This is a genomic window from Niallia sp. Marseille-Q9988 (genome assembly GCF_976954375.1).
Map to the genome: position 1 here is coordinate 379722 of NZ_CDRJSZ010000004.1, position 20693 is coordinate 400414.

Genomic DNA, 20693 nt, shown 5'->3' on the forward strand with positions numbered 1-20693 from the left:
TTTGCAATTAAATAATCTCAGTATTAGGATAAAAAAGTAATACAAATTTTTAAAAAATACGGAGGTTAAAAGGATGAAAATTGGAATTATCTTAGGGAGTACACGTCAAGGAAGAGTGAGTCCACAAGTTGGAGCATGGGTAAAAGAAATTGCTGACAAGCGTGGAGATGCTGAATACGAAATCGTTGATATTGCAGATTTTAATTTACCATTTTTAGGTGCAGCAGAAGGTCAAGAAAATGTTGCAGCTTGGAATGAAAAGCTAGCTAGTCTTGATGGCTTCGTATTTGTTGCAGCAGAATATAATCACAGTATAACTGGTGCTTTAAAAAATGCTTTAGATTCTGCAAGAGAAGCTTGGAACAATAAAGCAGCTGGAATTGTAAGCTATGGTTCAACAGGTGGAGCTCGTGCAGCAGAGCATTTACGAGGAATTTTAGGCGAATTGCAAATTGCTGACGTTCGAGTTCATCCAACGCTTTCTTTATTTACTGATTTTGAGAACTTCACAACATTTAAACCATCTTCTCTTCATTTAGAGAACATGAATGCAATGCTTGATCAAGTAGTAGCTTGGAGCACAGCATTAAAAACAATTCGTGAATAATTTGTATACATAGAGTAGGGCTTTTGAAGCCTTACTCTTTATTTCTTATAAGGGAAATCAGGTCGAAGAATTTTAGAAAAAATATTTTAATAAGAAGACAAATGGGTAATATAAATAAGAAAAAATTTTCGACTGGAGGAGAAAAATGACTGCATTTTTAGAAGCAATTAAAAACCGTCGTTCTTATTATGGCATTAGTAAAGAACAAGTAGCATCTGATGAAAAAATCCAAGAAATTGTGAATGAAGCTGTGTTGCATACACCCTCTTCTTTCAATTCCCAAAGTACAAGAGTAGTGGTTTTATTAAACGAACAACATGATAAACTTTGGGATTTCACTGCAAGGGAGTTACAAAAGATTGTTCCAGCGGAGAATTTTTCTTCCACGAAAGAAAAATTAACTTCCTTTAAAGCAGGATATGGAACGATTTTATTTTTTGAAGATCAAGAAGTAGTAGAAGGATTACAAAAGCAGTTTGCGTTATATGCAGAGAATTTTCCAGTTTGGGCAAATCAAACGAACGCCATGCATCAATTGGTCATTTGGACTGCTTTGGAAGAAGTAGGATATGGAGCTTCTTTGCAGCATTATAATCCCCTTATTGATGAGGCGGTACAAGGAGAATGGAAAATTCCTTCTACATGGAAGCTTGTTGCACAAATGCCATTTGGTAAACCAACAGCAGAACCAGGAGAAAAAGAATTTAAGCCTCTAGAGGATCGCGTAAAGCTTTTTAAATAAGGCTGTTTTTAAGAGAAGCTCCTATAATAGGAGTTTTTCTATTTGCCTTAATTGGACGCTGCCTTAAGCAAAATCGAAGTAAAATCCGTGCTATTGTGTTAGGATGATAGCATCATTATAAAGAAGGTGGAAAAATGAAAATTGAAGTATGGTCAGACTTTGTTTGCCCTTTTTGCTATATTGGCAAACGTCGTTTAGAGATTGCGTTAGAGCAATTTCCTTTCAAAGACCAAGTTGAGGTTGAATTTAAGAGCTTTGAACTAGATCCGAATGCAGAAGTTTATTCTGGGAAAAGTATCCATGAGGCACTTGCTGGTAAATATAGAATGAGTATCGAGGAAGCAAAGAATGCGAATGAAAATGTTGGCAATCAAGCTGAAAGCACAGGTTTAAGCTATGATTTTGATAACATGAAACCAACGAACACATTTGACGCCCATCGTTTAACAAAATATGCGAAAACGGTTGGAAAAGAAAAAGAGTTAACAGAGAAATTATTGCATGCTTACTTTACAGAAGGAAAACTAATAAGTGATCATCAGATATTAGTGGAAATCGGTAAATCAGTCGGCCTAGAAGAAGCAGAGCAACAAAAAGTATTAGCAGATGCCACTAGCTTTGCAAATGATGTCAGAATTGATGAAGCACTAGCTGGACAAATTGGTGTGACAGGTGTTCCATTCTTTGTCATCAATCAAAAATATTCAGTTTCTGGAGCCCAACCAACTGAAACTTTTAAGCGTGTCCTAGAACAAGTATGGCAGGAAGACCATCCAGCCCCTAAATTTCAAGACATTACCGGAGCAGGTGCTGTTTGTACAGACGAAGGATGCGAAGTTCCTAAGAAATAATGGATAGAGTATTTAAGTGAATAAGGAAAAGAGATAGTCAAAACAATGGCTATCTCTTTTTCTTTTCAATCATTCGGAATGAATTTAATTGAAAGCGTTTTTAAAAAAGTATGCGCTTTATAAAAAAATGTACTATACTATAAATAGATATACCAAGCGTAAGTTTTTAAAGTATAGACTTTTAAGATCAAATGCTTATAATTAAAATATCATTATCTATTCGTTATAAGATTAAAAGATATTGCAAATAAAATGTATAGAATTATTTTTTCTAATTAAGGTGGCTCGTTTATGAATAAGTATGAAGCGATAGCAATTGAAGTTAAACGTCGAATTAAAGAAAACTTTTATCCATTGGATCATCCTATACCTGATGAGATTACATTATCTAAAGAGTTTTCCTGCAGCAGAATGACAATGAAAAGGGCATTGGATAAACTTGTGATGGAAGGACTTCTTTATCGTAAAAGAGGACATGGTACCTTTATCGTTCAATCTGCTCTACATGCCAGTAGAGTAAATGTTTTGTCAAATGAAATCACTGGATTATCCAAGCTATTAGATGGAGAGAAAATAGCGAGTAAAATCATTACATTTGAAGTTCATTTTCCCTCAGAAGAAGTTGCGGCACATTTGGCAATTGATATAAAAACACCAGTGTATCATATCATTAGATTGAGATCAGTGAAAGACGAACCATATGTCTTAGAAATTACTTATATGCCAACAACCATTATATCAGGTTTAAATGACGAGGTTTTATATGGATCCATTTATGAGCATATTACGAAAACATTAGGACTAACGATTGCTGGATCGCATCGGAAAATTAGAGCATGTAAATCCACAGAGCTAGATCATGAACATCTTGCATGTGAATTAGATGACCCTATCCTTGAAGTAGAACATGTTGGCTATTTAAATAATGGCATTCCATTTGAATATTCATTTTCCCGTCACCGCTATGATAAATTTGAGGTAACAACCGTAAATTTAAAACGTTAGGTGAAAGGATTTCTATTCAAAGAAATGAAAAATAGAGCAGCTATCAGGAAGGTGAAGTTCTTTCGATAGCTGCTTTTTTCTTAGTGTAGATTATTGAAAATTAAAAAATATAAAGAAAAACTATTTACATTTACGTTGCGTCAACGTTTACGATGAAAGAGTCAGGAGGGGAACAGATGGAATACACCGTACATGCATTAGGTAAGTTAGCAGGAGTAAGTACAAGAACATTGCGATATTATGATGAAATAGGCATTCTCAAGCCGGCGAGAATCAATTCATCAGGATATCGTATCTATGGACAAAATGAGGTAGATAAATTACAGCAAATTCTGTTTTACCGTGAGCTAGATGTTCCATTAGAGACTATAAAGAATATGATGGCTTCTCCTACTTTTGATGTCAAACAAGCATTAAAGGAACATCACGAAAAACTCCTGGCTAAAAAAGAACAGCTACATCTGTTAATTGCAAATGTAGAAAAAACGATGGAAACAATAGAAGGGAGTAGGACGATGTCTAATCAAGAAAAATTTGTGGGCTTTAAAAAGAAAATGATAGAAGATAACGAGGCGAAGTATGGCAAAGAAATAAGAGAAAAGTATGGGGAAGAGATGATAGACCAATCTAATGCTAAATTAATGAATATGTCAGAAAATGATTATCGAAGCATGGTTGAAGTGGAGAAGACATTATTTTCTACCTTACAAGAAGCCTTAAAAGAAGGCAATCCTGCTGGAGAGGCTGGGCAAAAAACAGCAGGGTTGCACAAGCAATGGCTTTCCTTCACATGGCCAGAATACACGAAGGAGGCACATGCGGGACTTGCAGAAATGTATGTTGCTGATGAAAGATTTACCTCCTATTATGACAAAGTGCAAGTAGGAGCTACAGCTTTTTTGCGGGATGCTATTTTGATTTATACCGGGATGGCTTCTAAAAGTTAACTAAAGAAAAAACTCCTTGATTGTCTTCCATCAAGGAGTTTTTATAAGTAATCACTAAATCAAGAAGCATTTCTAACTTTTTTTGCCACTACTTTACGAGAAGTCATATATCTCCATCCTGTAAGAAGCAAACCAACAAAACAAAGACTGCTTGAAACAAGAAATACGACATGCATCCCACTAAGAAAAATATCAGGTCTCCCAGGGATAAGGGCAGTTACGCGGTAGCCTGCTTTCATGCTCATAACAGAGAATAATATGCTTGTTGCAACAGAAATTCCGACGACCATTCCTAAATTACGAACAAGTGAATTAATGCTACCTGCGATTCCTAGCTGTTTCCGCTCTACTGTCGACATAATTAGTGAATTATTAGGAGACTGGAAAAGACCAGTGCTGGCGCCAAGCATAATAATCCATAGTGCAAGACTTGTGAGCGTACTTCCTTCATGAAGGAAAGTTAAACCGATTTGGGCAACAATCATTACTAAAAGTCCTGCAAAGGTAATAGCCTGACCACTTATTCTATCGGATAATGCACCACTTAAAGGCGCGACAATTGCCATGGTAATTGGAAAGAGCATAAGGATATAACCTGAATGCAATGCTGACATTCCAAGAATATCCTGTGTGTAAAAAGGAGACAGGATATTAAAACAAAAATTTGCGATAAATACAATAAATGCACAAAAGATGCTGATAGAAAAAAGTGGATTCTTAAAGATAGAAAGCTCTAGCATTGGGCTTTCTTTTCGATATTCAACGATGATAAAACTGATAAATGTAAAGATTCCTATAATAATGGAAGTAATGATATACCAGTTTGAATAGCCATATTGTTGCCCAAGTAATAAGCCACCGATAGAAAGAATAATGGCAAAGCTAAATAATAAGCTTCCTGCTACATCTATCTTTGTCTTTGTTATGGTGACATCCTTAGGCAATATCTTCCACGCTAAAGCAATGGCAATAAAACCAATTGGGATGTTTATCCAAAAGATATATTCCCAGCCTAAGCTTGAAATAATAATCCCACCTAAGCTTGGTCCTGTAATACTTCCTAAAGAGACAAACGTTCCAATTAAACCTAATGCTTTTCCTCTCTCTTTTACAGGAAAAATTTCCGTTACAATACCTTGGCTATTTGCCATTGTCATTGCTGCGCCAAATGCTTGGATAATCCGTGAAATGACTAATAAGGATAGAGAAGTACTTAATCCACAAAGGAATGAACCAATGATAAATAGTATCGAGCCCCACTTAAAGACGTTAATTTTTCCAAACATATCCCCTAATTTTCCAAAGAAAAGGATAACGGTACAGATTGTGAGTAAATAACTAATAACAATCCATTGAGAACTGGCGAATGCTAGACCTAGCTGTTTAGAAATTGTCGGCAGTGCAATATTAACAATACTCGCATCAAGGGTTGCCATAAATGTGAATATATTTAAAACAGTAAAAATGAGCCAGCGACGTTGATGAACTTCTTGGTTAACTTCTTTTACGGAAGGTTGCAAATAATCACCTCGTTTATTTAGTTGCATATGTAACTATTATTGCTTCATTTTAAAATAATTTAGTTGCGCACGCAACTAAAATTTTGTATGCTACAATCAGTAAAATTAGTCTTCACTTTCTTATATGAAACTATCCGAGGGGGATAAAATATGAATGAAATGCCAATAGGAAGGATTGTTTCGATGATCCATAGGCAGAATCAGAAATTTCTTTCGAGGGAATTGAAGCCATTTGAGTTAGGAAATGGTGGGCAACACGCCTTTTTAAAAATGATTATTGCCAAGCCGGGGATTAACCAAGATGAACTTTCCTCTCAGTTAAAGTTTGATAAAGCAACAACCGCTAGAGCAATCAAGCATCTTGAAAACGTCGGGTATGTTGATAGACAAACAGATAACAAAGATCGGCGTTCAAATAATTTATATCCAACAACTAAAGCACGAAATATTTTTCCACAGATACAAGAAGTGTTAGAACGGCTAAATGAAGAAATTACTAGCAATTTGACTGCTGAAGAAGAACGTCAATTGCTTCAATTATTGAAAAAGATTTATCCCACTCTTAAACTTCAGTAAGAATCAACTTTAGGTTTGGGAGAATGGAAAGAAGATAGACGTCCGTGAAGGTTCGATTGGTTCAACTAACCATCAGTGAAGGATAAAGGAAAACCCCACTAATGGTTAGTTCATTTTATTCTGCATTATGAGCGGTGGAATATCCAATATCCCCACCAATTATGAAAAAAAATGAAAGATAAATAGCAACTATTTTTCAGTTAAATATTCAGCCAGGCTTAGCCAATTATTTTCAATCAATGCTGGGAGCTGCTCCTTGCTATCATTTGATATACAGGAAATAATTTCTTGATGCTGTTTAATTGATTTTTTCCCATCGAAAGTATTGAACTTTTGTAATTCAAGTCGACGAATTTTTGGAAGAAGGCGATCTAAAGCTAGCATTATTTCGGGATTATGTGATGCCTCAATAATTACTGCATGGAATTGATCATCCATTTGGATTGCTCTATACTTATCCTCCACTTTTAAAGCTTCAGCAAATTCATTATTTATTGCTGTCATTTGGTCGGCATGTGTAAGAGTTAAAGTGGTGAGAGCTAATCTAGCAGCCAATCCATGGAGCGAGGCTACAACGGTAAAGGCGTGCATCGCTTGTTCTACTTCAACTAGGCTTACAACTGTTTCGGAACCTGGAGAAGTTACAATTAATCCTTCATCCTCCAATTTTTTGAGAGCTTCTCGTACTGGGGTTCTGCTAACACCAAATTGTTCAGCCAATGCTTTATCGTTAATTCTCTCACCAGGCTTTAGTTCAAGATGGATAATTGCTGATCTTAATCGGTCGTATACTTGTGCTCTTAATGATTGACGTGGAATTTGCGTAATGTTTTTCATAGCAATAATATATCATATTTCGGTTATATTAGTGGAAAAGAGTAGGTTCATAAAATCATTCACAAAATCGTCAAATCTATTTAGTTTACTTTTATACCATACAGGGGTATAATATAAATATGCGATATATCGTTAAGGGGGATTTTTATTGGACAATAATGAGCATGAATTAGAAAGTTGCCATCTTACGAGTGACAGAAGAAGTCATCATTCAGATAAAGTAAAACAGAATTTAGTGACCAGATTAAATCGTATTGAAGGTCAAATTAGAGGGATAAAAGGTCTAATAGAAAAAGATACGTATTGTGACGATGTTATTACGCAAATTTCTGCAACACAATCTGCTTTAAATAGTGTTGCAAAGATTTTATTAGAAGGCCACTTGAAAAACTGTGTCGTAGAGCGTATTCAAGAAGGAGACATGGAAGTAGTTGACGAGGTTTTAACAACCATTCAAAAATTAATGAAAAAATAAGGAGTGTTTTCAGATGGAAAATGTAACGTTAAAAGTGGAAGGAATGTCTTGTAATCATTGTGTAAAAGCGGTAGAAGGAAGTGTAGGAGAGCTTGCAGGCGTTTCAGCTGTTAAAGTTAATCTTAAAGAAGGATTAGTTGATGTAGCATTTAATGCTAATGAAGTTGCTCTTGAAAAAATTAAAGAAGCAATTGACGAGCAAGGCTATGATGTAAAGTAATTCAATTTAAAAAATGTGCGATCGTCTGCACATTTTTATTTTCAATCAAATATACCCTATATAGGTATAAGGAGTTTTTGCGATATGGCTGAACAAAGTGTAGTGAAAAGTAAAGGTAAAATAAATGAACAGACATTTGAGATTACGGGAATGACCTGTGCAGCTTGTGCAAATCGTATTGAAAAAGGTCTTAACAAAATGCAAGGTGTTGAACAAGCTACAGTCAATTTGGCGCTTGAAAAGGCAACGGTTACGTATAGAGAAGAGGAACTATCAACAAATGAAATTAAAGAAAAAGTAGAAGGATTGGGCTATGGAATAATAACTGAAAAACTGGAACTAGATATTTCAGGAATGACTTGTGCTGCCTGTGCAACAAGAATTGAAAAAGGCTTAAATAAGATGGCTGGTGTTAACACTTCAACCGTGAATCTGGCATTGGAGAATGCAACAATTGAGTACAATCCGGCAAGTATTGCAGCAGATGAGATAATTGGAAAAATTAATAAGCTTGGCTATGGAGCAACAAAAAAGGAATCAAAGCAAGCGACCATAAATAAAAAGGAAGCAGAATACCAAAGACAAAAACGGAAATTTCTTTTTTCGATCGTTTTATCACTTCCTTTATTATGGACAATGGTTGGTCACTTTACCTTTACTTCCTTTCTCTACGTACCAGATATATTAATGAATCCTTGGGTACAAATGGCGCTGGCAACTCCCATTCAATTTTTTGTAGGAAAACAGTTTTATATAGGAGCATATAAAGCATTAAAAAATAAGAGCGCTAATATGGATGTCCTTGTTGCATTAGGAACCTCAGCTGCTTATTTTTATAGTGTCTATCTATCTTTTGAGACATTAGGGCATTTCGGTCATCCTGTTGGATTATATTTCGAAACAAGTGCCATTCTAATTACTTTAATTATTCTGGGCAAATTATTTGAAACGAAGGCAAAGGGAAGATCTTCCGAAGCGATAAAAAAACTGATGGGGCTTCAGGCAAAGACTGCTGTCGTCATTCGAGATGGGGAGCAAACGGAAATTCCTCTTGAGGAAGTTTTAGCAGAAGATATACTTCTTGTAAAACCGGGAGAAAAAATTCCCGTTGATGGCGAAATTATTGAAGGACAGTCAGCAATTGATGAATCTATGCTTACAGGTGAAAGTATTCCAGTTGATAAACAAGGGGGAGACACCGTAATTGGTGCTACCATTAATAAAAATGGATTCTTAAAAATGAAAGCGACAAAGGTTGGGAAAGAGACAGCCCTTGCGCAAATTATTAAAGTAGTGGAAGAAGCCCAAGGATCAAAGGCACCAATTCAACGATTAGCAGATTATATTTCAGGCATTTTTGTTCCTATTGTAGTGACGCTTGCAATTGTAACATTCCTTTTCTGGTATTTCATTATTACACCTGGAGATTTTGCAGAAAGTCTAGAGAAGTTAATCGCCGTACTGGTTATCGCATGTCCATGTGCACTTGGGCTAGCTACTCCGACTTCTATTATGGCCGGATCAGGTAGAGCAGCCGAATATGGGATATTATTTAAAGGTGGAGAACATCTTGAAATGACGCATAAAATTGACACCATTTTATTAGACAAAACGGGAACAGTCACAAATGGAAAACCTGTATTAACGGATGTCATAACAGATTGGGAGGAAGAAACGTTACTTTCCCTAGTTGGAGCAGCAGAAAGCAAATCAGAGCATCCGCTTGCTGAGGCGATTGTCAAAGGCATAACAGATAGGGGGATTGTCCTTCAGGATACAGCCCAATTTGAAGCAGTTCCAGGCTATGGAATTCGTGCACATGTTGATGGAAATGAAATATTAGTCGGAACACGGCGTTTAATGGATCGATATCGCATCAATGTCGGGAAAATTCTACCTAAAATGAAGGAGCTCGAATCCCAAGGGAAAACAGCAATGCTTATAAGCATTAATGGTAAATATGCAGGGCTTCTTGCAGTCGCAGATACGATTAAAGACACGTCAAAGGCGGCAATTAAGCGATTGAAACAGATGAACTTGGATGTCGTTATGATCACTGGGGACAATCAGCAAACAGCAGAAGCGATAGGGAGACAAGCAGGCATTGACCATATCATTGCAGAGGTATTACCAGATGGAAAGGCTGACGCTGTTAAAAAGCTGCAGCAGAAAGGGAAAAAAGTGGCCATGGTGGGGGATGGCATAAATGATGCTCCAGCCTTAGCCTTAGCAGATATAGGCATGGCTATTGGAACAGGAACAGATATTGCAATGGAGGCAGCCGATATTACGCTTATTCGTGGGGATCTACAAGCAATTGCCGACAGTATTTTAATAAGCAGAAAGACGATTGCCAACATTAAGCAAAATTTATTCTGGGCATTCGGTTATAATACACTTGGTATACCGATTGCAGCAATTGGTTTACTAGCACCTTGGCTAGCTGGTGCAGCGATGGCATTTAGCTCTGTATCTGTCGTATTAAATGCGCTTCGTTTACAGCGATTGAAGCTTTAAATGCTGGTTAGTTAGACTCACATCTCCCGTAAATGAGGAATCGAGGGACATAGCTCGGAAATCATTGTTTTGTAGATGTGCGAATACATCATTTGAAGGATAAAGCTTTGCCTTTTTAAAGGTTCACTTTATGAAAAGATTTTCGGTTGGGTTCATAATCTTTGCAACTTTATCTCATACTAGAATTGTACGTCGATAACTACTAGCAGGAGGTAACGAATAATGGCGAAACAGAAAAAATCAGAAGTAAATAACCAATGGGCAACGGCAAATACAGAAGTTACAAGCAAAAAACAGAATAAGACAGCTACAGATAATCAATGGGCTTCTACTAATAAGAAGCAGTAAATTTTAGAATAAAAAGGCATACCAATATAGATGAATTGGTATGCCTTTTTGAGTTGATTATTAAATTATTTTGCAGCTTCCTGCATTGCTTTAAAACGTTCGATATCATCAGGATTTCCGAAGCTTCGTTGGTTTGTATCTAAGGAAGCAATTGTTTTTATATCGTCTGCATCAAGTGTAAAGTCGAATAAATCAGCGTTTTCCATAATACGATGCTCATGTACGGATTTAGGAATAATAATGGTATCTCGTTCTAAATGCCAGCGTAAAATAATTTGTGCAACTGTTTTATTATGCTTTTTGGCAATGGCCACTAAAGCTGGCAAATCGAATAATCCATTTTTTCCTTGACCGAGGGGAGCCCATGCTTCATGTGCGATATTATGCTGTGCCATATAATTTCGTAATTCAACCTGTTGGAAAAGGGGATGTGTTTCTACTTGGTTTAACATTGGCGTTATTCTTGCTGTTTCGGCTAATTTCTCAAAATGATGAATTTGGAAATTACACACGCCGATAGCACGGACTAATCCTTCTTCATAAAGATCCTCTAATGCTCTCCATGTTTCTTCAAAGCCAGGCGCTGCCCAATGAATAAGATAAAGATCTAAATAATCAAGCTGTAATTTTTTTAAGGATTCGTGAAAAGCTTTTTTTGTTTCTTCATAACCGAAGTCGGTTACCCAAACCTTTGTTGTAATAAATAATTCCTCACGAGGCACACCAGCGAATTTAATAGCATTGCCTACAAATTCTTCATTTTCATACCTTGTAGCTGTATCAATGGACTGATATCCATTTTTTATTGCAGAAAGGACACTTTGCTCACATTCTGTTGGATCGTTGACTAAAAAAACACCAAAGCCCAAATAAGGTATTTCTACTCCATTACTTAGTTTTTTTGTCGAATTAATTGTTAACTCCATTATTTCACCCCGTTAGAATAGATTTTTTCTATCCTAAGCGTATCGGTTTCTGGTTGATTTTTCAAATAATTGAGATGGGTTGGGGGAGTGAGGTTTAGAATAGGAGAGTTGCAAGTAAGAGGATGGAAGTTGCAAGAAAGAGGATGGGTATTGCAAGTAAGAGGGTGGAAGTTGCAAGTAAAAGTGCCAAAGTCGCAAGTAAGAGAGAGAAAGTCGCAAGTAAGAGTGTGAAAGTCGCAAGTAAGAGTGTGAAAGTCGCAAGTAAGAGTATGAAAGTTGCAAGTAAAAGTCGAAGTCGCAAGTAAAAGAGCCAAAGTCGCAAGTAAGAGAGAGAAAGTCGCAAGTAAGAGGGTGAAAGTCGCAAGTAAGAGTATGAAAGTTGCAAGTAAAAGTCGAAGTCGCAAGTAAAAGAGCCAAAGTCGCAAGTAAGAGAGAGAAAGTCGCAAGAAGGAGTGTGGAAGTCGCAAGTAAGAGTATGAAAGTTGCAAGTAAAAGTGTGGAAGTCGCAAGTAAAAGGGTGGAAGTTGCAAGAAAGAGTATGAAAGTTGCAAGTAAAAGTCGAAGTCGCAAGTAAAAGAGCCAAAGTTGCAAGTAAAAGGGTGGAAGTCGCAAGAAAGAGTGTGGAAGTCGCAAGTAAGAGGGTGAAAGTTGCAAATAAAAGTCGAAGTCGCAAGTAAAAGAGCCAAAGTCGCAAGTAAGAGAGCCAAAATCGCAAATAAGAACACCAAAGTCGCAAAAATCCCCCCTCTAAATATAGCAACCATCCGCCCAAAATCGCCAAAACTAGTTTAAAGCCTATCAAAAAGGGGAATCAACTAATTAAACAAGGTATTGGTACTTAAGTGATTAAACCATTCAATTAAATAAAGAAAAACCCTCTATGATAGAGGGCCAGGCTGTCGAGAAAGTCCCGACAGCCTTTCATTTTTTATATTTACTTCATCTATTCACCGCGGTAATTTGATATAATATAATTATCAAATATAGGTTGGTGATTTCGATGTTACATACCCGTTCTCATACTCAAAACGAAGTAGAATTTGTTCTTTTAGATGAGCTTGTTCCAGCTAATCATCTCTTACGAAAAATTGATAAACACATTGATTTTTCTTTTATCCTCGATAAAGTCCGTCCTTATTACTCCGAAGACAATGGTCGTCCATCTTTAGATCCCTTGATTTTATTTAAAATGATGTTTATCGGTTATTTATATGGCATCCGTTCCGAAAGACAATTAGAGCGGGAAATTCAAGTGAATCTTGCTTATCGTTGGTTCCTTGGTTTAAAAATTACAGATCCTGTTCCTCATCATTCTACGATTAGTTGGAATCGGTGTAATCGATTTAAAGATACCACTGTCTTTCAGGACATTTTCGATGAAATTGTTCTTTTAGCGATGAATCATAAAATGGTTGGAGGGAGAGTTTTATTTACTGATTCTACTCATTTGAAAGCGAATGCCAATAAACATAAATTCACCAGAGAAACGGTGAAAGTGGAAACACGCGAATACGTGGAAGAGTTAGATAAAGCGATTGAGGAGGATCGGACTGCCCACGGAAAAAAGCCTCTAAAGAAAAAGGAGGCAGTGGAGGAAACAAAGGAAATTCGGGTTAGTACAACGGATCCTGATTGTGGCTTTATGTCCCGAGATAATAAGCAGGAGATGTTCTGTTATTTAGATCACCGTACGACGGATATGAAGTTTAACATCATTACCGATGCCTTTGTTACCCCAGGTAATGTCCATGATTCTGTTCCTTATTTAGACCGACTTGATCGTCAAATCGATCGTTTCCAATTTCAAGTGGAAGCTGTTGCTTTAGATTCTGGTTATTTAACAAACCCTATTTGTAAAGGGATAGAAGAACGAAATATTTTTGGAGTAATCGCACATAGAAGATATAGTCCAGTAAAAGGACTCTTTCCCAAATGGAAATTCACTTACGATAAAGAAGCCGATTGTTACACTTGTCCAAACGGAGAAATACTGCCTTATCGTACAACAACTCGCGAAGGATATCGAGAATATAAATCAAATCCCAAACGATGTAAAGATTGCCCATTGCTTTCCCAATGTACTCGTTCTAAAAATCATACAAAAGTAGTCACTCGTCATGTTTGGGAAGAAAACAAGGAAAAAATTCGGTTAAATCGTCTTTCTAAATCAGGGAAGGCCCTTTATAAATTTAGAAAAGAAAAAGTAGAGCGAAGCTTCGCAGATTCAAAAGAACTGCATGGGCTTCGCTACTGCCGGTTACGTGGAAAACAAAAGGCAGCCGAACAAGTATTAATGACAGCTGCCTGTCAAAATATAAAGAAGATTGCCATGCATCTATCCAAGATTGGATAGATGCATGAGAGTCTTTTTTCAATGAAATGGAAAAATAAAAGATGTGATTATGTCTACTTAAATAAAAAAATTGTAGAGAAAATTATACTTTCTCTACAATCTGACCCTCTATGATAGAGGGCTTTTCAACAAAACGTTATTATTTTACTGTCTCTGGTACACTCAAGCCTAATCCTTCAGCAACTTTTGTGCCGTATTCAGGATCTGCTTTGTAGAAGTGACCAATTTGACGAAGTTTGATTTCTTCTAATTCTACAGGTTTCATTGCGCCAACAATGTTTGCAACTAATCTTTCGCGTTCTTCTGTAGACATTAAGCGGTATAGGTCTCCAGCTTGTGTGTAATGATCGTTATGGTCATATGCAACACTTTCTGCTACTCCAGATACTGCGAATGGAGTTGTTTTGTTTTCAGGAGTTTCTTTTGGACCGCTAAAGCTATTTGGTTCGTAATAAACTGAACCCCCACCATTGCCATCAAAGCGCATTTGACCATCGCGTTGATAGTTATTTACTTCATTGCGAGGGCGGTTAATTGGTAGTGCATTATGGTTTGCGCCAACACGGTAACGATGTGCATCACTATAAGCAAATAAACGACCTTGTAGCATTTTGTCTGGTGAAACTTCTACACCAGGTACTAATGTTCCAGGAGAGAAAGTAGCTTGCTCTACTTCCGCAAAGTAGTTCTCTGGATTACGATTAAGCACCATATGTCCAACCTCGATTAAAGGATAATCTTTTTGTGACCATACTTTTGTTACATCGAATGGATCAAAACGATACGTATCTGCATCTTCTAATGGCATGATTTGAACATAAAGTGTCCAAGCAGGAAAGTCTCCTTTTTCAATCGCATTAAATAAATCCTCTGTATGATAATCAGGATTTTCCCCAGCAAGTTTAGCTGCTAAATTCACATCAAGGTTTTTAACCCCTTGTTCTGTTTTGAAATGATATTTTACCCACACGCCTTCTCCTTCTTCGTTCACCCATTTAAAGGTATGGCTCCCGAAACCATGCATATGACGAAGGGTTGCAGGAATACCGCGATCTGACATAAGAATGGATACTTGGTGTAAAGATTCAGGTGAATGCGACCAGAAATCCCATACAGCTGTTGGATTTTTTAAGTGTGTTTTTGGATCTCTTTTTTGTGTGTGAATGAAATCAGGGAATTTAATTGCATCGCGAATAAAGAATACAGGCGTATTGTTACCAACGATGTCGTAATTTCCGTCTTCTGTATAAAATTTCACTGCAAATCCACGTGGATCACGAACAGTATCAGCAGAACCTAATTCCCCAGCAACTGTTGAAAAACGAATGAACATTGGTGTTCTTTTACCTACTTCAGATAGGAAGTTAGCTTTTGTGTATTTTGTTAAGTCATTTGTCACTTCGAAATATCCATGAGCTCCAGCCCCTTTAGCATGAACCACACGCTCAGGCACACGTTCTCTATTAAAATGAGCTAATTTTTCAAGTAAATGGACATCTTGTATTAAAGTCGGTCCACGATGTCCAGCAGTTATGGAATTTTGGTTGTCCCCAACTGGTGCTCCCCAGCTAGTAGTTAATCGATTATTTGACATATAAAAATCACCTCATAATTTAGTTCTTTAGCATATGTATATTATAATATCATCTATAAATAAAAAATCAATATAATTTTATAATTATTATAAATAAGTTTTCGGAGGGAATAATATGATAGGGTTTTATATGCTAAGAAACAAGTAATACTTGACAATGAATAGATTTTATAGAAAAGGCTAATAGAGAAAAGAAATACATGAATGAGAATTAGGAAATATGCAAGAAGCTTATATATATGAATAGAAAATAGTTATATCCATAAATTTTATGAATGGTGTATCCGATTTATTCCTTATAATCTGCTAGGATAAAGACGGTATTTCCCTTATAATGAAAGAAAGATTTTCGTCGGAATAGATTATAGGGGGCTTTACTTCATGTTGCAAAAGGAATCAGGAAAACAGAAAAGTATTATACTAATTGGGTTTATGGGTGTAGGAAAAACAACGATTGGAAAGGCTTTAGCAAATAAACTCAAACGAGACTTTATAGATGTTGATCATCAATTAGAAAGAGAATATAACATGACAGTTACCGAAATTTTTCAATATCATGGAGAGGCGTTCTTCCGAAAAAAGGAGAAGGAGATGATTATTGCTTTATCCAAACAGACACAAAAAGTTATATCCCTTGGGGGAGGAGCTTTTTTACAAGAAGACATTCGGAAAAGCTGTCTTGAAAATGGTATCGTGTTATATTTAGACATGTCCTTTAAAGCGTGGAAGCAAAGAATTCCATTTATTATCGATAGCAGGCCAGTATTACAAGGGAAATCAGAGGAAGAGATAAAGAATTTATTTAATGAGAGAAAGGCAATCTATGTAAACCATCATTTGAAGGTGAAAATGGATGGGAAAGAGCTAGAGGAAATAGTAGAATCCGTAATTGATTCCTTGGATCTTGCTTAAATAATAATAGAGAAATTGGTTATTGGAGGGAAAAAGGTGAGTAAAAGCGTTAAAGTAAGAGATGTTTTCATTGGTGAGGGATTACCGAAAATATGTGTTTCCCTGATTGGTAGAACAGTCCAAGAGCTAAGGGAAGAGGCCGCCTTACTTAAGGAGCTTCCAATCGATATAATAGAATGGCGAAGTGATTATTTTTCAGAAGTAGATGAGATAGGCAGTGTGACAGAGGCTCTGCATCTAATAAGAAATACGATAGGAAATATTCCTTTACTATTTACTTTTCGCACAGCTAAAGAGGGTGGAGAAAGGTCGATAGAGAAGGAAGCATATTTTCATTTAAATAAAAATATGGTAGAAACAGGGCTGATTGATTTACTAGATATCGAATTATTTACGGAAGAAGATGCAATGAAGGAAGTTATCAAGCTGGCGCATTCCCATCAAATCGCTGTTATACTATCTAACCATGATTTTGAAAAAACACCATTGAAAGAGGAAATTATTTCTCGATTACAGAAAGCACAACAATTGGGTGCTGATATTCCAAAAATTGCAGTCATGCCTCAAACTGTTAAAGATGTTTTAACATTATTAGATGCAACGGCAACGATGAAGGAAATTGCTGCAGACCTACCAATTGTAACAATGTCAATGGGAGGAAAAGGGGCTGTAAGTAGAATGGCAGGAGAAATATTTGGTTCAGCTATTACGTTTGCATCAGCAAAAAAAGCATCAGCACCAGGGCAAATTCCAATTGAAGAATTAAGAAATATCTTAACTACTTTACATAAAAGTTTATCGTACTCTTAATGGACAGTAGGGTTCAACTACAAGCATAGGAGCATTCGAAAACGATAGGTTCCATTATCCATCAGTGGGGAGGAATTCCTTGTTGGAACTTTCCCTTTATGAAAAAGGATTTCGTTTCTAGGCGAAATTCTTTTTTTATAGATTAAATGGAATAGCAAGTTAAAGATTGTCCCAAATGAAAGAGAATCGTCTATAAAACTTGCTTAAAGAAAGAAAAAGTTGGTACACTCAACCTTAAAAGATAAACATTAACGGAGCTGTTGAAATTGAATGTAGACGAAAGATTAGCACAAACAAAAACATTTTTTGCAACCCAAAAAACATTGTCTTATACATTCCGGCTGCAGCAGCTGGACAAATTGAGAAATGCTATTTTAGAAAATGAACAAAGATTAATAGAAGCTCTTCAGAAAGATTTAGGAAAGCACCCTTTTGAGTCCTATACTTCGGAAATAGGTTTTGTGCTTAATAGCATACGTCACACAATGAAATGTCTTAAAAGATGGATGAAGCCTAAAAAAGTAAAGAGTACATGGAGTCTATTTCCTTCTAAAGGACAGATACTTTTTGAGCCATATGGGACGGTTCTTATTATTGGTCCCTTTAATTATCCCTTTCAATTATTGATTGAACCATTAATTGGAGCAATTGCTGCAGGGAATTGCGCGATATTAAAGCCTTCCGAGCTTGTACCAACAGTTTCAGCTGTAGTAACAGATATAATTAATACTGTTTTTGAACCTTCCTATATTTGTTCTGTGGAAGGTGGAGTGGAGACAAATCAAGCGCTACTACATGCTAACTTTGATTATATTTTCTTTACCGGTAGCACAAAGGTTGGAAAAATTGTAATGGAAGCAGCAGCCAAGCAATTAACGCCTGTTACACTAGAGCTAGGAGGAAAAAGTCCCGTTATTATTGATGAAACAGCTAATTTGAAGATTGCGGCCAAGCGCATAATATGGGGAAAGACATTAAATGCTGGTCAAACTTGTGTGGCACCAGATTATATTATGGTACATGAATCGGTCAAAGATCCATTAATCGCTGAGTTGAAAAATACATTATTGAATTATTTCGGAGAAAGGATTGAAGAGAAGGAAGATTTCGGCAGAATTGTGAGCGAGCGGCATTTTCTTCGCTTACGAGAAATGCTAGAAGCGGACCGGGAAGGGATTTTATTTGGAGGAAATAGTAATATCGAAACAAGCTTTATTGAACCAACTATTCTGGATGCTACATGGGCATCCGCTTCTATGCAAGAAGAAATCTTCGGTCCAATTTTACCTATATTATCCTATTCAAAATTAGACAAAGCAGTGGAAGCGATAAAAAAGCTAGATAAACCGCTGGCCCTTTATCTTTTTACAAATAGCAAAGATACAGAAGAAAAGGTAATCCATGCCATATCATCTGGCGGAGTTTCGATAAATGATGTACTGACACATATTGTTCCTCCTAACTTGCCTTTCGGAGGAGTTGGGGCATCAGGAATGGGAGCTTATCATGGCGAATATAGCTTTACTACTTTTTCGCATCAAAGAAGTGTGCTTAGAAAAAGTGTTAGAGTAGATATCCCGATTCTTTTCCCTCCGTATACCGAAAAAAAGAATAAATTGATTCGTAAAGTGCTCAAATAATAAGCGTTAGGAGGCTGATTTATTGATTCATACACTACTAGCAGAAGCAAAAATGTTTATTGAGACGGCATATAACGAACTGAATAAGTCTGGAGAAGAGATAGAAGAAAGACTTATACAAGTGGAACAAGCCATCAATGAAAAGGGATATTATGAGCATACAGAGGAAGAACTAATATATGGAGCTAAAATGGCTTGGCGAAACAGTAATCGCTGTATCGGTCGATTATTTTGGGAAAATCTACATGTGCTAGACAAACGACATCTTAACACGGAAGAAGCAATAAAAGAGGCATTGTTCCATCATATTGCCTATGCAACAAATGGAGGGAAAATAAAGCCAACGATTACTATTTTTCAGCAAGAGACAAGAAATTCCTCTATCCGAATATGGAATCATCAGCTTATACGTTATGCTGGTTATGAAACAGAGCATGGAGTTATTGGAGATTCGGACTCTATAGCTTTTACAAAAGAGTGTATAAAGCTAGGCTGGACGGGAGAGCAAACAAATTATGATATCCTTCCACTTGTCATTCAAGTAAATGAGCAAAAGCCGAAACTATATGAAATCCCAAACGACATTGTTTTAGAAGTCCCGATTCAACATCCTGATTATCGATGGTTTGAAGAATTAGGCTTACAGTGGTATGCTGTTCCAATTATTTCTAGTATGCGCCTTGAAATTGGTGGTATTTCTTATACAGCAGCACCATTTAACGGCTGGTACTTGGGTACAGAGATTGGTGCAAGAAACTTAGCGGATGAGAATCGCTATAATATGCTACCAACGATTGGGGAATGGCTTGGTCTAAACCTGAAAAGGAACGCTACTCTGTGGAAAGATAAGGCTTTAGTGGAATTAAATATTGCTGTATTGGACTCTTTTCAAAAAGCAGGTGTAACAATTGTTGATCACCATACAGCAGCACAGCAATTTAAGATATTTGAAAATAAAGAGGCAGAAAAAGGGAGAGATATTACAGGCAATTGGGCATGGCTAATTCCACCGCTATCTCCTGCAACTACCCATATTTTTCATAAACGCTACAATAATGAAGGCAAAAAACCAAATTATTTTAATCAGAAATATCCTTTTAACGAAAAAAAATAGAGTGGAACGAAGATGTGGCTTAGTTCCCTCTAAATTCAGTAATACCAAATGTTTGATCATAGTTATAGCCATTAAAATAAATATCTAAGTCATGAAAATATCGATGCAGATTTCGCATAGCACTACGATCATCTTTTTCTGCTACAATCTGAGCATTTGCAGCGATATCTTTCATGTCTAGTTCTATTTCTTCATCGGAGACTTTAATGTCCTTTATCTCATCAAGAATGGAAAGTGCTGCTTCTTTCTGTTCTTCATAGCTTGTCGTTTCCAATCTTCCCCAACCTAATGTTTCATTATAAAAATCATGCCAAATAGAAATAAACGTGTGTCCGCTCGTTCCATCTGCTAAAGTGACAACTTCCTCATTGACAGGAGTATTAACTTTTTCCGTATCAAAAGATTCTTCTACTTCGGTAGATGCTCCCTTCACGACGGACCGCTCATTATTTGTTTGTAAGGGCGAATCACTGTCAAATAGTGTTTGTATGACAAAAAAGGAAGAAACGCCAATAGCAGTAACTGTTAGTAGGATAGCAATAGTCCAAGTCCAAAATTTCATCTGTAAAATATTCCCTCCTTTTGAAATACTCAACTATTAGTCTATCATTTGTAAAATATGAATTCAATGTTTCGAAATAAGTTACCGTATATAACGAATTTCTCTTTCAGCATGCATAAATTAACAGAGCTTGGATA

General features: G+C 36.5%; 23 protein-coding genes. 18 read left to right on the plus strand and 5 right to left on the minus strand.

Annotated elements, in window-relative coordinates; all coding sequences use genetic code 11:
- Window positions 1-73: 73 nt before the first annotated feature.
- From ACWNMZ_RS08760 to ACWNMZ_RS08780, 5 genes are all read left to right on the plus strand, one after another.
- Window positions 74-607, plus strand: a complete 534-nt coding sequence (locus tag ACWNMZ_RS08760; RefSeq protein ID WP_449598595.1) for an NADPH-dependent FMN reductase — start codon at window positions 74-76, stop codon at window positions 605-607.
- A gap of 145 nt (window positions 608-752) precedes the next feature.
- Window positions 753-1349: a nitroreductase family protein gene (locus ACWNMZ_RS08765; RefSeq protein ID WP_449598596.1), complete on the plus strand. Its 597-nt coding sequence runs from the start codon at window positions 753-755 to the stop codon at window positions 1347-1349.
- A gap of 134 nt (window positions 1350-1483) precedes the next feature.
- Window positions 1484-2200 carry a DsbA family oxidoreductase gene (locus tag ACWNMZ_RS08770; protein ID WP_031538930.1) on the plus strand — a complete coding sequence of 239 codons (717 nt, stop codon included), beginning with the start codon at window positions 1484-1486 and terminating at the stop codon, window positions 2198-2200.
- Window positions 2201-2491: 291 nt separating this feature from the next.
- Window positions 2492-3205, plus strand: coding sequence for a GntR family transcriptional regulator (locus ACWNMZ_RS08775; protein ID WP_031538929.1), 714 nt, complete (start codon window positions 2492-2494; stop codon window positions 3203-3205).
- A 176-nt stretch (window positions 3206-3381) separates the two neighbouring features.
- Complete coding sequence (locus ACWNMZ_RS08780; RefSeq protein ID WP_235248340.1) at window positions 3382-4152, plus strand: MerR family transcriptional regulator; 771 nt, start codon at window positions 3382-3384, stop codon at window positions 4150-4152.
- Between the two features lie 59 nt (window positions 4153-4211).
- Here ACWNMZ_RS08780 and ACWNMZ_RS08785 read toward each other — a convergent pair whose 3' ends face one another.
- The gene (locus tag ACWNMZ_RS08785; protein ID WP_419181458.1) at window positions 4212-5699 is read right to left on the minus strand and encodes an MFS transporter; all 1488 of its coding nucleotides are present in this window, start codon (window positions 5697-5699) and stop codon (window positions 4212-4214) included.
- A gap of 123 nt (window positions 5700-5822) precedes the next feature.
- Here ACWNMZ_RS08785 and ACWNMZ_RS08790 point away from each other — a divergent pair, with 123 nt between their 5' ends.
- Window positions 5823-6248, plus strand: a complete 426-nt coding sequence (locus ACWNMZ_RS08790) for a MarR family winged helix-turn-helix transcriptional regulator (protein WP_235248332.1) — start codon at window positions 5823-5825, stop codon at window positions 6246-6248.
- 189 nt (window positions 6249-6437) lie between these two features.
- Here ACWNMZ_RS08790 and ACWNMZ_RS08795 read toward each other — a convergent pair whose 3' ends face one another.
- Complete coding sequence (locus ACWNMZ_RS08795; RefSeq protein WP_031538924.1) at window positions 6438-7085, minus strand: GntR family transcriptional regulator; 648 nt, start codon at window positions 7083-7085, stop codon at window positions 6438-6440.
- 148 nt (window positions 7086-7233) lie between these two features.
- Between ACWNMZ_RS08795 and ACWNMZ_RS08800 the strand changes: the two genes are divergently transcribed.
- The 4 genes from ACWNMZ_RS08800 to ACWNMZ_RS08815 all read left to right on the plus strand — a co-directional run bounded on the left by ACWNMZ_RS08800 (window position 7234) and on the right by ACWNMZ_RS08815 (window position 10645).
- Entirely contained in the window at window positions 7234-7560 is a 327-nt protein-coding gene (locus ACWNMZ_RS08800; protein WP_031538923.1) for a metal-sensitive transcriptional regulator, read from the plus strand.
- 13 nt (window positions 7561-7573) lie between these two features.
- A complete protein-coding gene (gene copZ, locus ACWNMZ_RS08805; RefSeq protein ID WP_235248330.1) occupies window positions 7574-7780 on the plus strand; it encodes a copper chaperone CopZ in 207 nt (68 codons plus the stop codon).
- Window positions 7781-7864: 84 nt separating this feature from the next.
- Window positions 7865-10297, plus strand: coding sequence for a heavy metal translocating P-type ATPase (locus tag ACWNMZ_RS08810; RefSeq protein ID WP_235248321.1), 2433 nt, complete (start codon window positions 7865-7867; stop codon window positions 10295-10297).
- Window positions 10298-10519: 222 nt separating this feature from the next.
- Entirely contained in the window at window positions 10520-10645 is a 126-nt protein-coding gene (locus ACWNMZ_RS08815) for a hypothetical protein (RefSeq protein WP_268817797.1), read from the plus strand.
- A 65-nt stretch (window positions 10646-10710) separates the two neighbouring features.
- On the opposite strand, the gene ACWNMZ_RS08820 is transcribed toward ACWNMZ_RS08815, so the two are convergent.
- Window positions 10711-11571 carry an aldo/keto reductase gene (locus tag ACWNMZ_RS08820; protein WP_031538920.1) on the minus strand — a complete coding sequence of 287 codons (861 nt, stop codon included), beginning with the start codon at window positions 11569-11571 and terminating at the stop codon, window positions 10711-10713.
- Between the two features lie 122 nt (window positions 11572-11693).
- On the opposite strand from ACWNMZ_RS08820, the gene ACWNMZ_RS08825 reads away from it, so the two are divergent.
- The 4 genes from ACWNMZ_RS08825 (at window position 11694) to ACWNMZ_RS08840 (ending at window position 13924) form a co-directional block, all read left to right on the plus strand.
- A complete protein-coding gene (locus tag ACWNMZ_RS08825; RefSeq protein WP_284561426.1) occupies window positions 11694-11876 on the plus strand; it encodes a hypothetical protein in 183 nt (60 codons plus the stop codon).
- Window positions 11877-11950: 74 nt separating this feature from the next.
- Window positions 11951-12145, plus strand: coding sequence for a hypothetical protein (locus ACWNMZ_RS08830; RefSeq protein ID WP_251629482.1), 195 nt, complete (start codon window positions 11951-11953; stop codon window positions 12143-12145).
- A 74-nt stretch (window positions 12146-12219) separates the two neighbouring features.
- Window positions 12220-12363: a hypothetical protein gene (locus ACWNMZ_RS08835; protein ID WP_251629480.1), complete on the plus strand. Its 144-nt coding sequence runs from the start codon at window positions 12220-12222 to the stop codon at window positions 12361-12363.
- Between the two features lie 208 nt (window positions 12364-12571).
- Window positions 12572-13924, plus strand: coding sequence for an IS1182 family transposase (locus ACWNMZ_RS08840; RefSeq protein WP_284561423.1), 1353 nt, complete (start codon window positions 12572-12574; stop codon window positions 13922-13924).
- A 139-nt stretch (window positions 13925-14063) separates the two neighbouring features.
- Here ACWNMZ_RS08840 and katA read toward each other — a convergent pair whose 3' ends face one another.
- Window positions 14064-15518, minus strand: a complete 1455-nt coding sequence (gene katA, locus ACWNMZ_RS08845) for a catalase KatA (RefSeq protein WP_235248313.1) — start codon at window positions 15516-15518, stop codon at window positions 14064-14066.
- Between the two features lie 381 nt (window positions 15519-15899).
- On the opposite strand from katA, the gene ACWNMZ_RS08850 reads away from it, so the two are divergent.
- The 4 genes from ACWNMZ_RS08850 (at window position 15900) to ACWNMZ_RS08865 (ending at window position 19994) form a co-directional block, all read left to right on the plus strand.
- Window positions 15900-16430 (plus strand): shikimate kinase, encoded by a 531-nt coding sequence (locus ACWNMZ_RS08850; protein ID WP_031538917.1) that lies wholly within the window; start codon window positions 15900-15902, stop codon window positions 16428-16430.
- A 36-nt stretch (window positions 16431-16466) separates the two neighbouring features.
- Window positions 16467-17240 carry a type I 3-dehydroquinate dehydratase gene (gene aroD / locus ACWNMZ_RS08855; protein ID WP_235248311.1) on the plus strand — a complete coding sequence of 258 codons (774 nt, stop codon included), beginning with the start codon at window positions 16467-16469 and terminating at the stop codon, window positions 17238-17240.
- A gap of 266 nt (window positions 17241-17506) precedes the next feature.
- Window positions 17507-18880, plus strand: coding sequence for an aldehyde dehydrogenase (locus ACWNMZ_RS08860; RefSeq protein WP_235248310.1), 1374 nt, complete (start codon window positions 17507-17509; stop codon window positions 18878-18880).
- 25 nt (window positions 18881-18905) lie between these two features.
- Complete coding sequence (locus tag ACWNMZ_RS08865; protein WP_419181459.1) at window positions 18906-19994, plus strand: nitric oxide synthase oxygenase; 1089 nt, start codon at window positions 18906-18908, stop codon at window positions 19992-19994.
- Between the two features lie 19 nt (window positions 19995-20013).
- On the opposite strand, the gene ACWNMZ_RS08870 is transcribed toward ACWNMZ_RS08865, so the two are convergent.
- Window positions 20014-20556: a hypothetical protein gene (locus tag ACWNMZ_RS08870; protein ID WP_048718533.1), complete on the minus strand. Its 543-nt coding sequence runs from the start codon at window positions 20554-20556 to the stop codon at window positions 20014-20016.
- Between the last annotated feature and the right edge of the window lie 137 nt (window positions 20557-20693).

What these genes read in the sequence shown, in the direction of transcription:
- ACWNMZ_RS08760 (WP_449598595.1), top strand. Translation starts at nt 74, where the DNA reads ATGAAAATTGGAATTATCTTAGGGAGTACACGTCAAGGAAGAGTGAGT.
- ACWNMZ_RS08765 (WP_449598596.1), top strand. Translation starts at nt 753, where the DNA reads ATGACTGCATTTTTAGAAGCAATTAAAAACCGTCGTTCTTATTATGGC.
- ACWNMZ_RS08770 (WP_031538930.1), top strand. Translation starts at nt 1,484, where the DNA reads ATGAAAATTGAAGTATGGTCAGACTTTGTTTGCCCTTTTTGCTATATT.
- ACWNMZ_RS08775 (WP_031538929.1), top strand. Translation starts at nt 2,492, where the DNA reads ATGAATAAGTATGAAGCGATAGCAATTGAAGTTAAACGTCGAATTAAA.
- ACWNMZ_RS08780 (WP_235248340.1), top strand. Translation starts at nt 3,382, where the DNA reads ATGGAATACACCGTACATGCATTAGGTAAGTTAGCAGGAGTAAGTACA.
- ACWNMZ_RS08785 (WP_419181458.1), bottom strand. Translation starts at nt 5,699, where the DNA reads ATGCAACTAAATAAACGAGGTGATTATTTGCAACCTTCCGTAAAAGAA.
- ACWNMZ_RS08790 (WP_235248332.1), top strand. Translation starts at nt 5,823, where the DNA reads ATGAATGAAATGCCAATAGGAAGGATTGTTTCGATGATCCATAGGCAG.
- ACWNMZ_RS08795 (WP_031538924.1), bottom strand. Translation starts at nt 7,085, where the DNA reads ATGAAAAACATTACGCAAATTCCACGTCAATCATTAAGAGCACAAGTA.
- copZ (WP_235248330.1), top strand. Translation starts at nt 7,574, where the DNA reads ATGGAAAATGTAACGTTAAAAGTGGAAGGAATGTCTTGTAATCATTGT.
- ACWNMZ_RS08810 (WP_235248321.1), top strand. Translation starts at nt 7,865, where the DNA reads ATGGCTGAACAAAGTGTAGTGAAAAGTAAAGGTAAAATAAATGAACAG.
- ACWNMZ_RS08815 (WP_268817797.1), top strand. Translation starts at nt 10,520, where the DNA reads ATGGCGAAACAGAAAAAATCAGAAGTAAATAACCAATGGGCAACGGCA.
- ACWNMZ_RS08820 (WP_031538920.1), bottom strand. Translation starts at nt 11,571, where the DNA reads ATGGAGTTAACAATTAATTCGACAAAAAAACTAAGTAATGGAGTAGAA.
- ACWNMZ_RS08825 (WP_284561426.1), top strand. Translation starts at nt 11,694, where the DNA reads ATGGAAGTTGCAAGAAAGAGGATGGGTATTGCAAGTAAGAGGGTGGAA.
- ACWNMZ_RS08840 (WP_284561423.1), top strand. Translation starts at nt 12,572, where the DNA reads ATGTTACATACCCGTTCTCATACTCAAAACGAAGTAGAATTTGTTCTT.
- katA (WP_235248313.1), bottom strand. Translation starts at nt 15,518, where the DNA reads ATGTCAAATAATCGATTAACTACTAGCTGGGGAGCACCAGTTGGGGAC.
- ACWNMZ_RS08850 (WP_031538917.1), top strand. Translation starts at nt 15,900, where the DNA reads ATGTTGCAAAAGGAATCAGGAAAACAGAAAAGTATTATACTAATTGGG.
- ACWNMZ_RS08870 (WP_048718533.1), bottom strand. Translation starts at nt 20,556, where the DNA reads ATGAAATTTTGGACTTGGACTATTGCTATCCTACTAACAGTTACTGCT.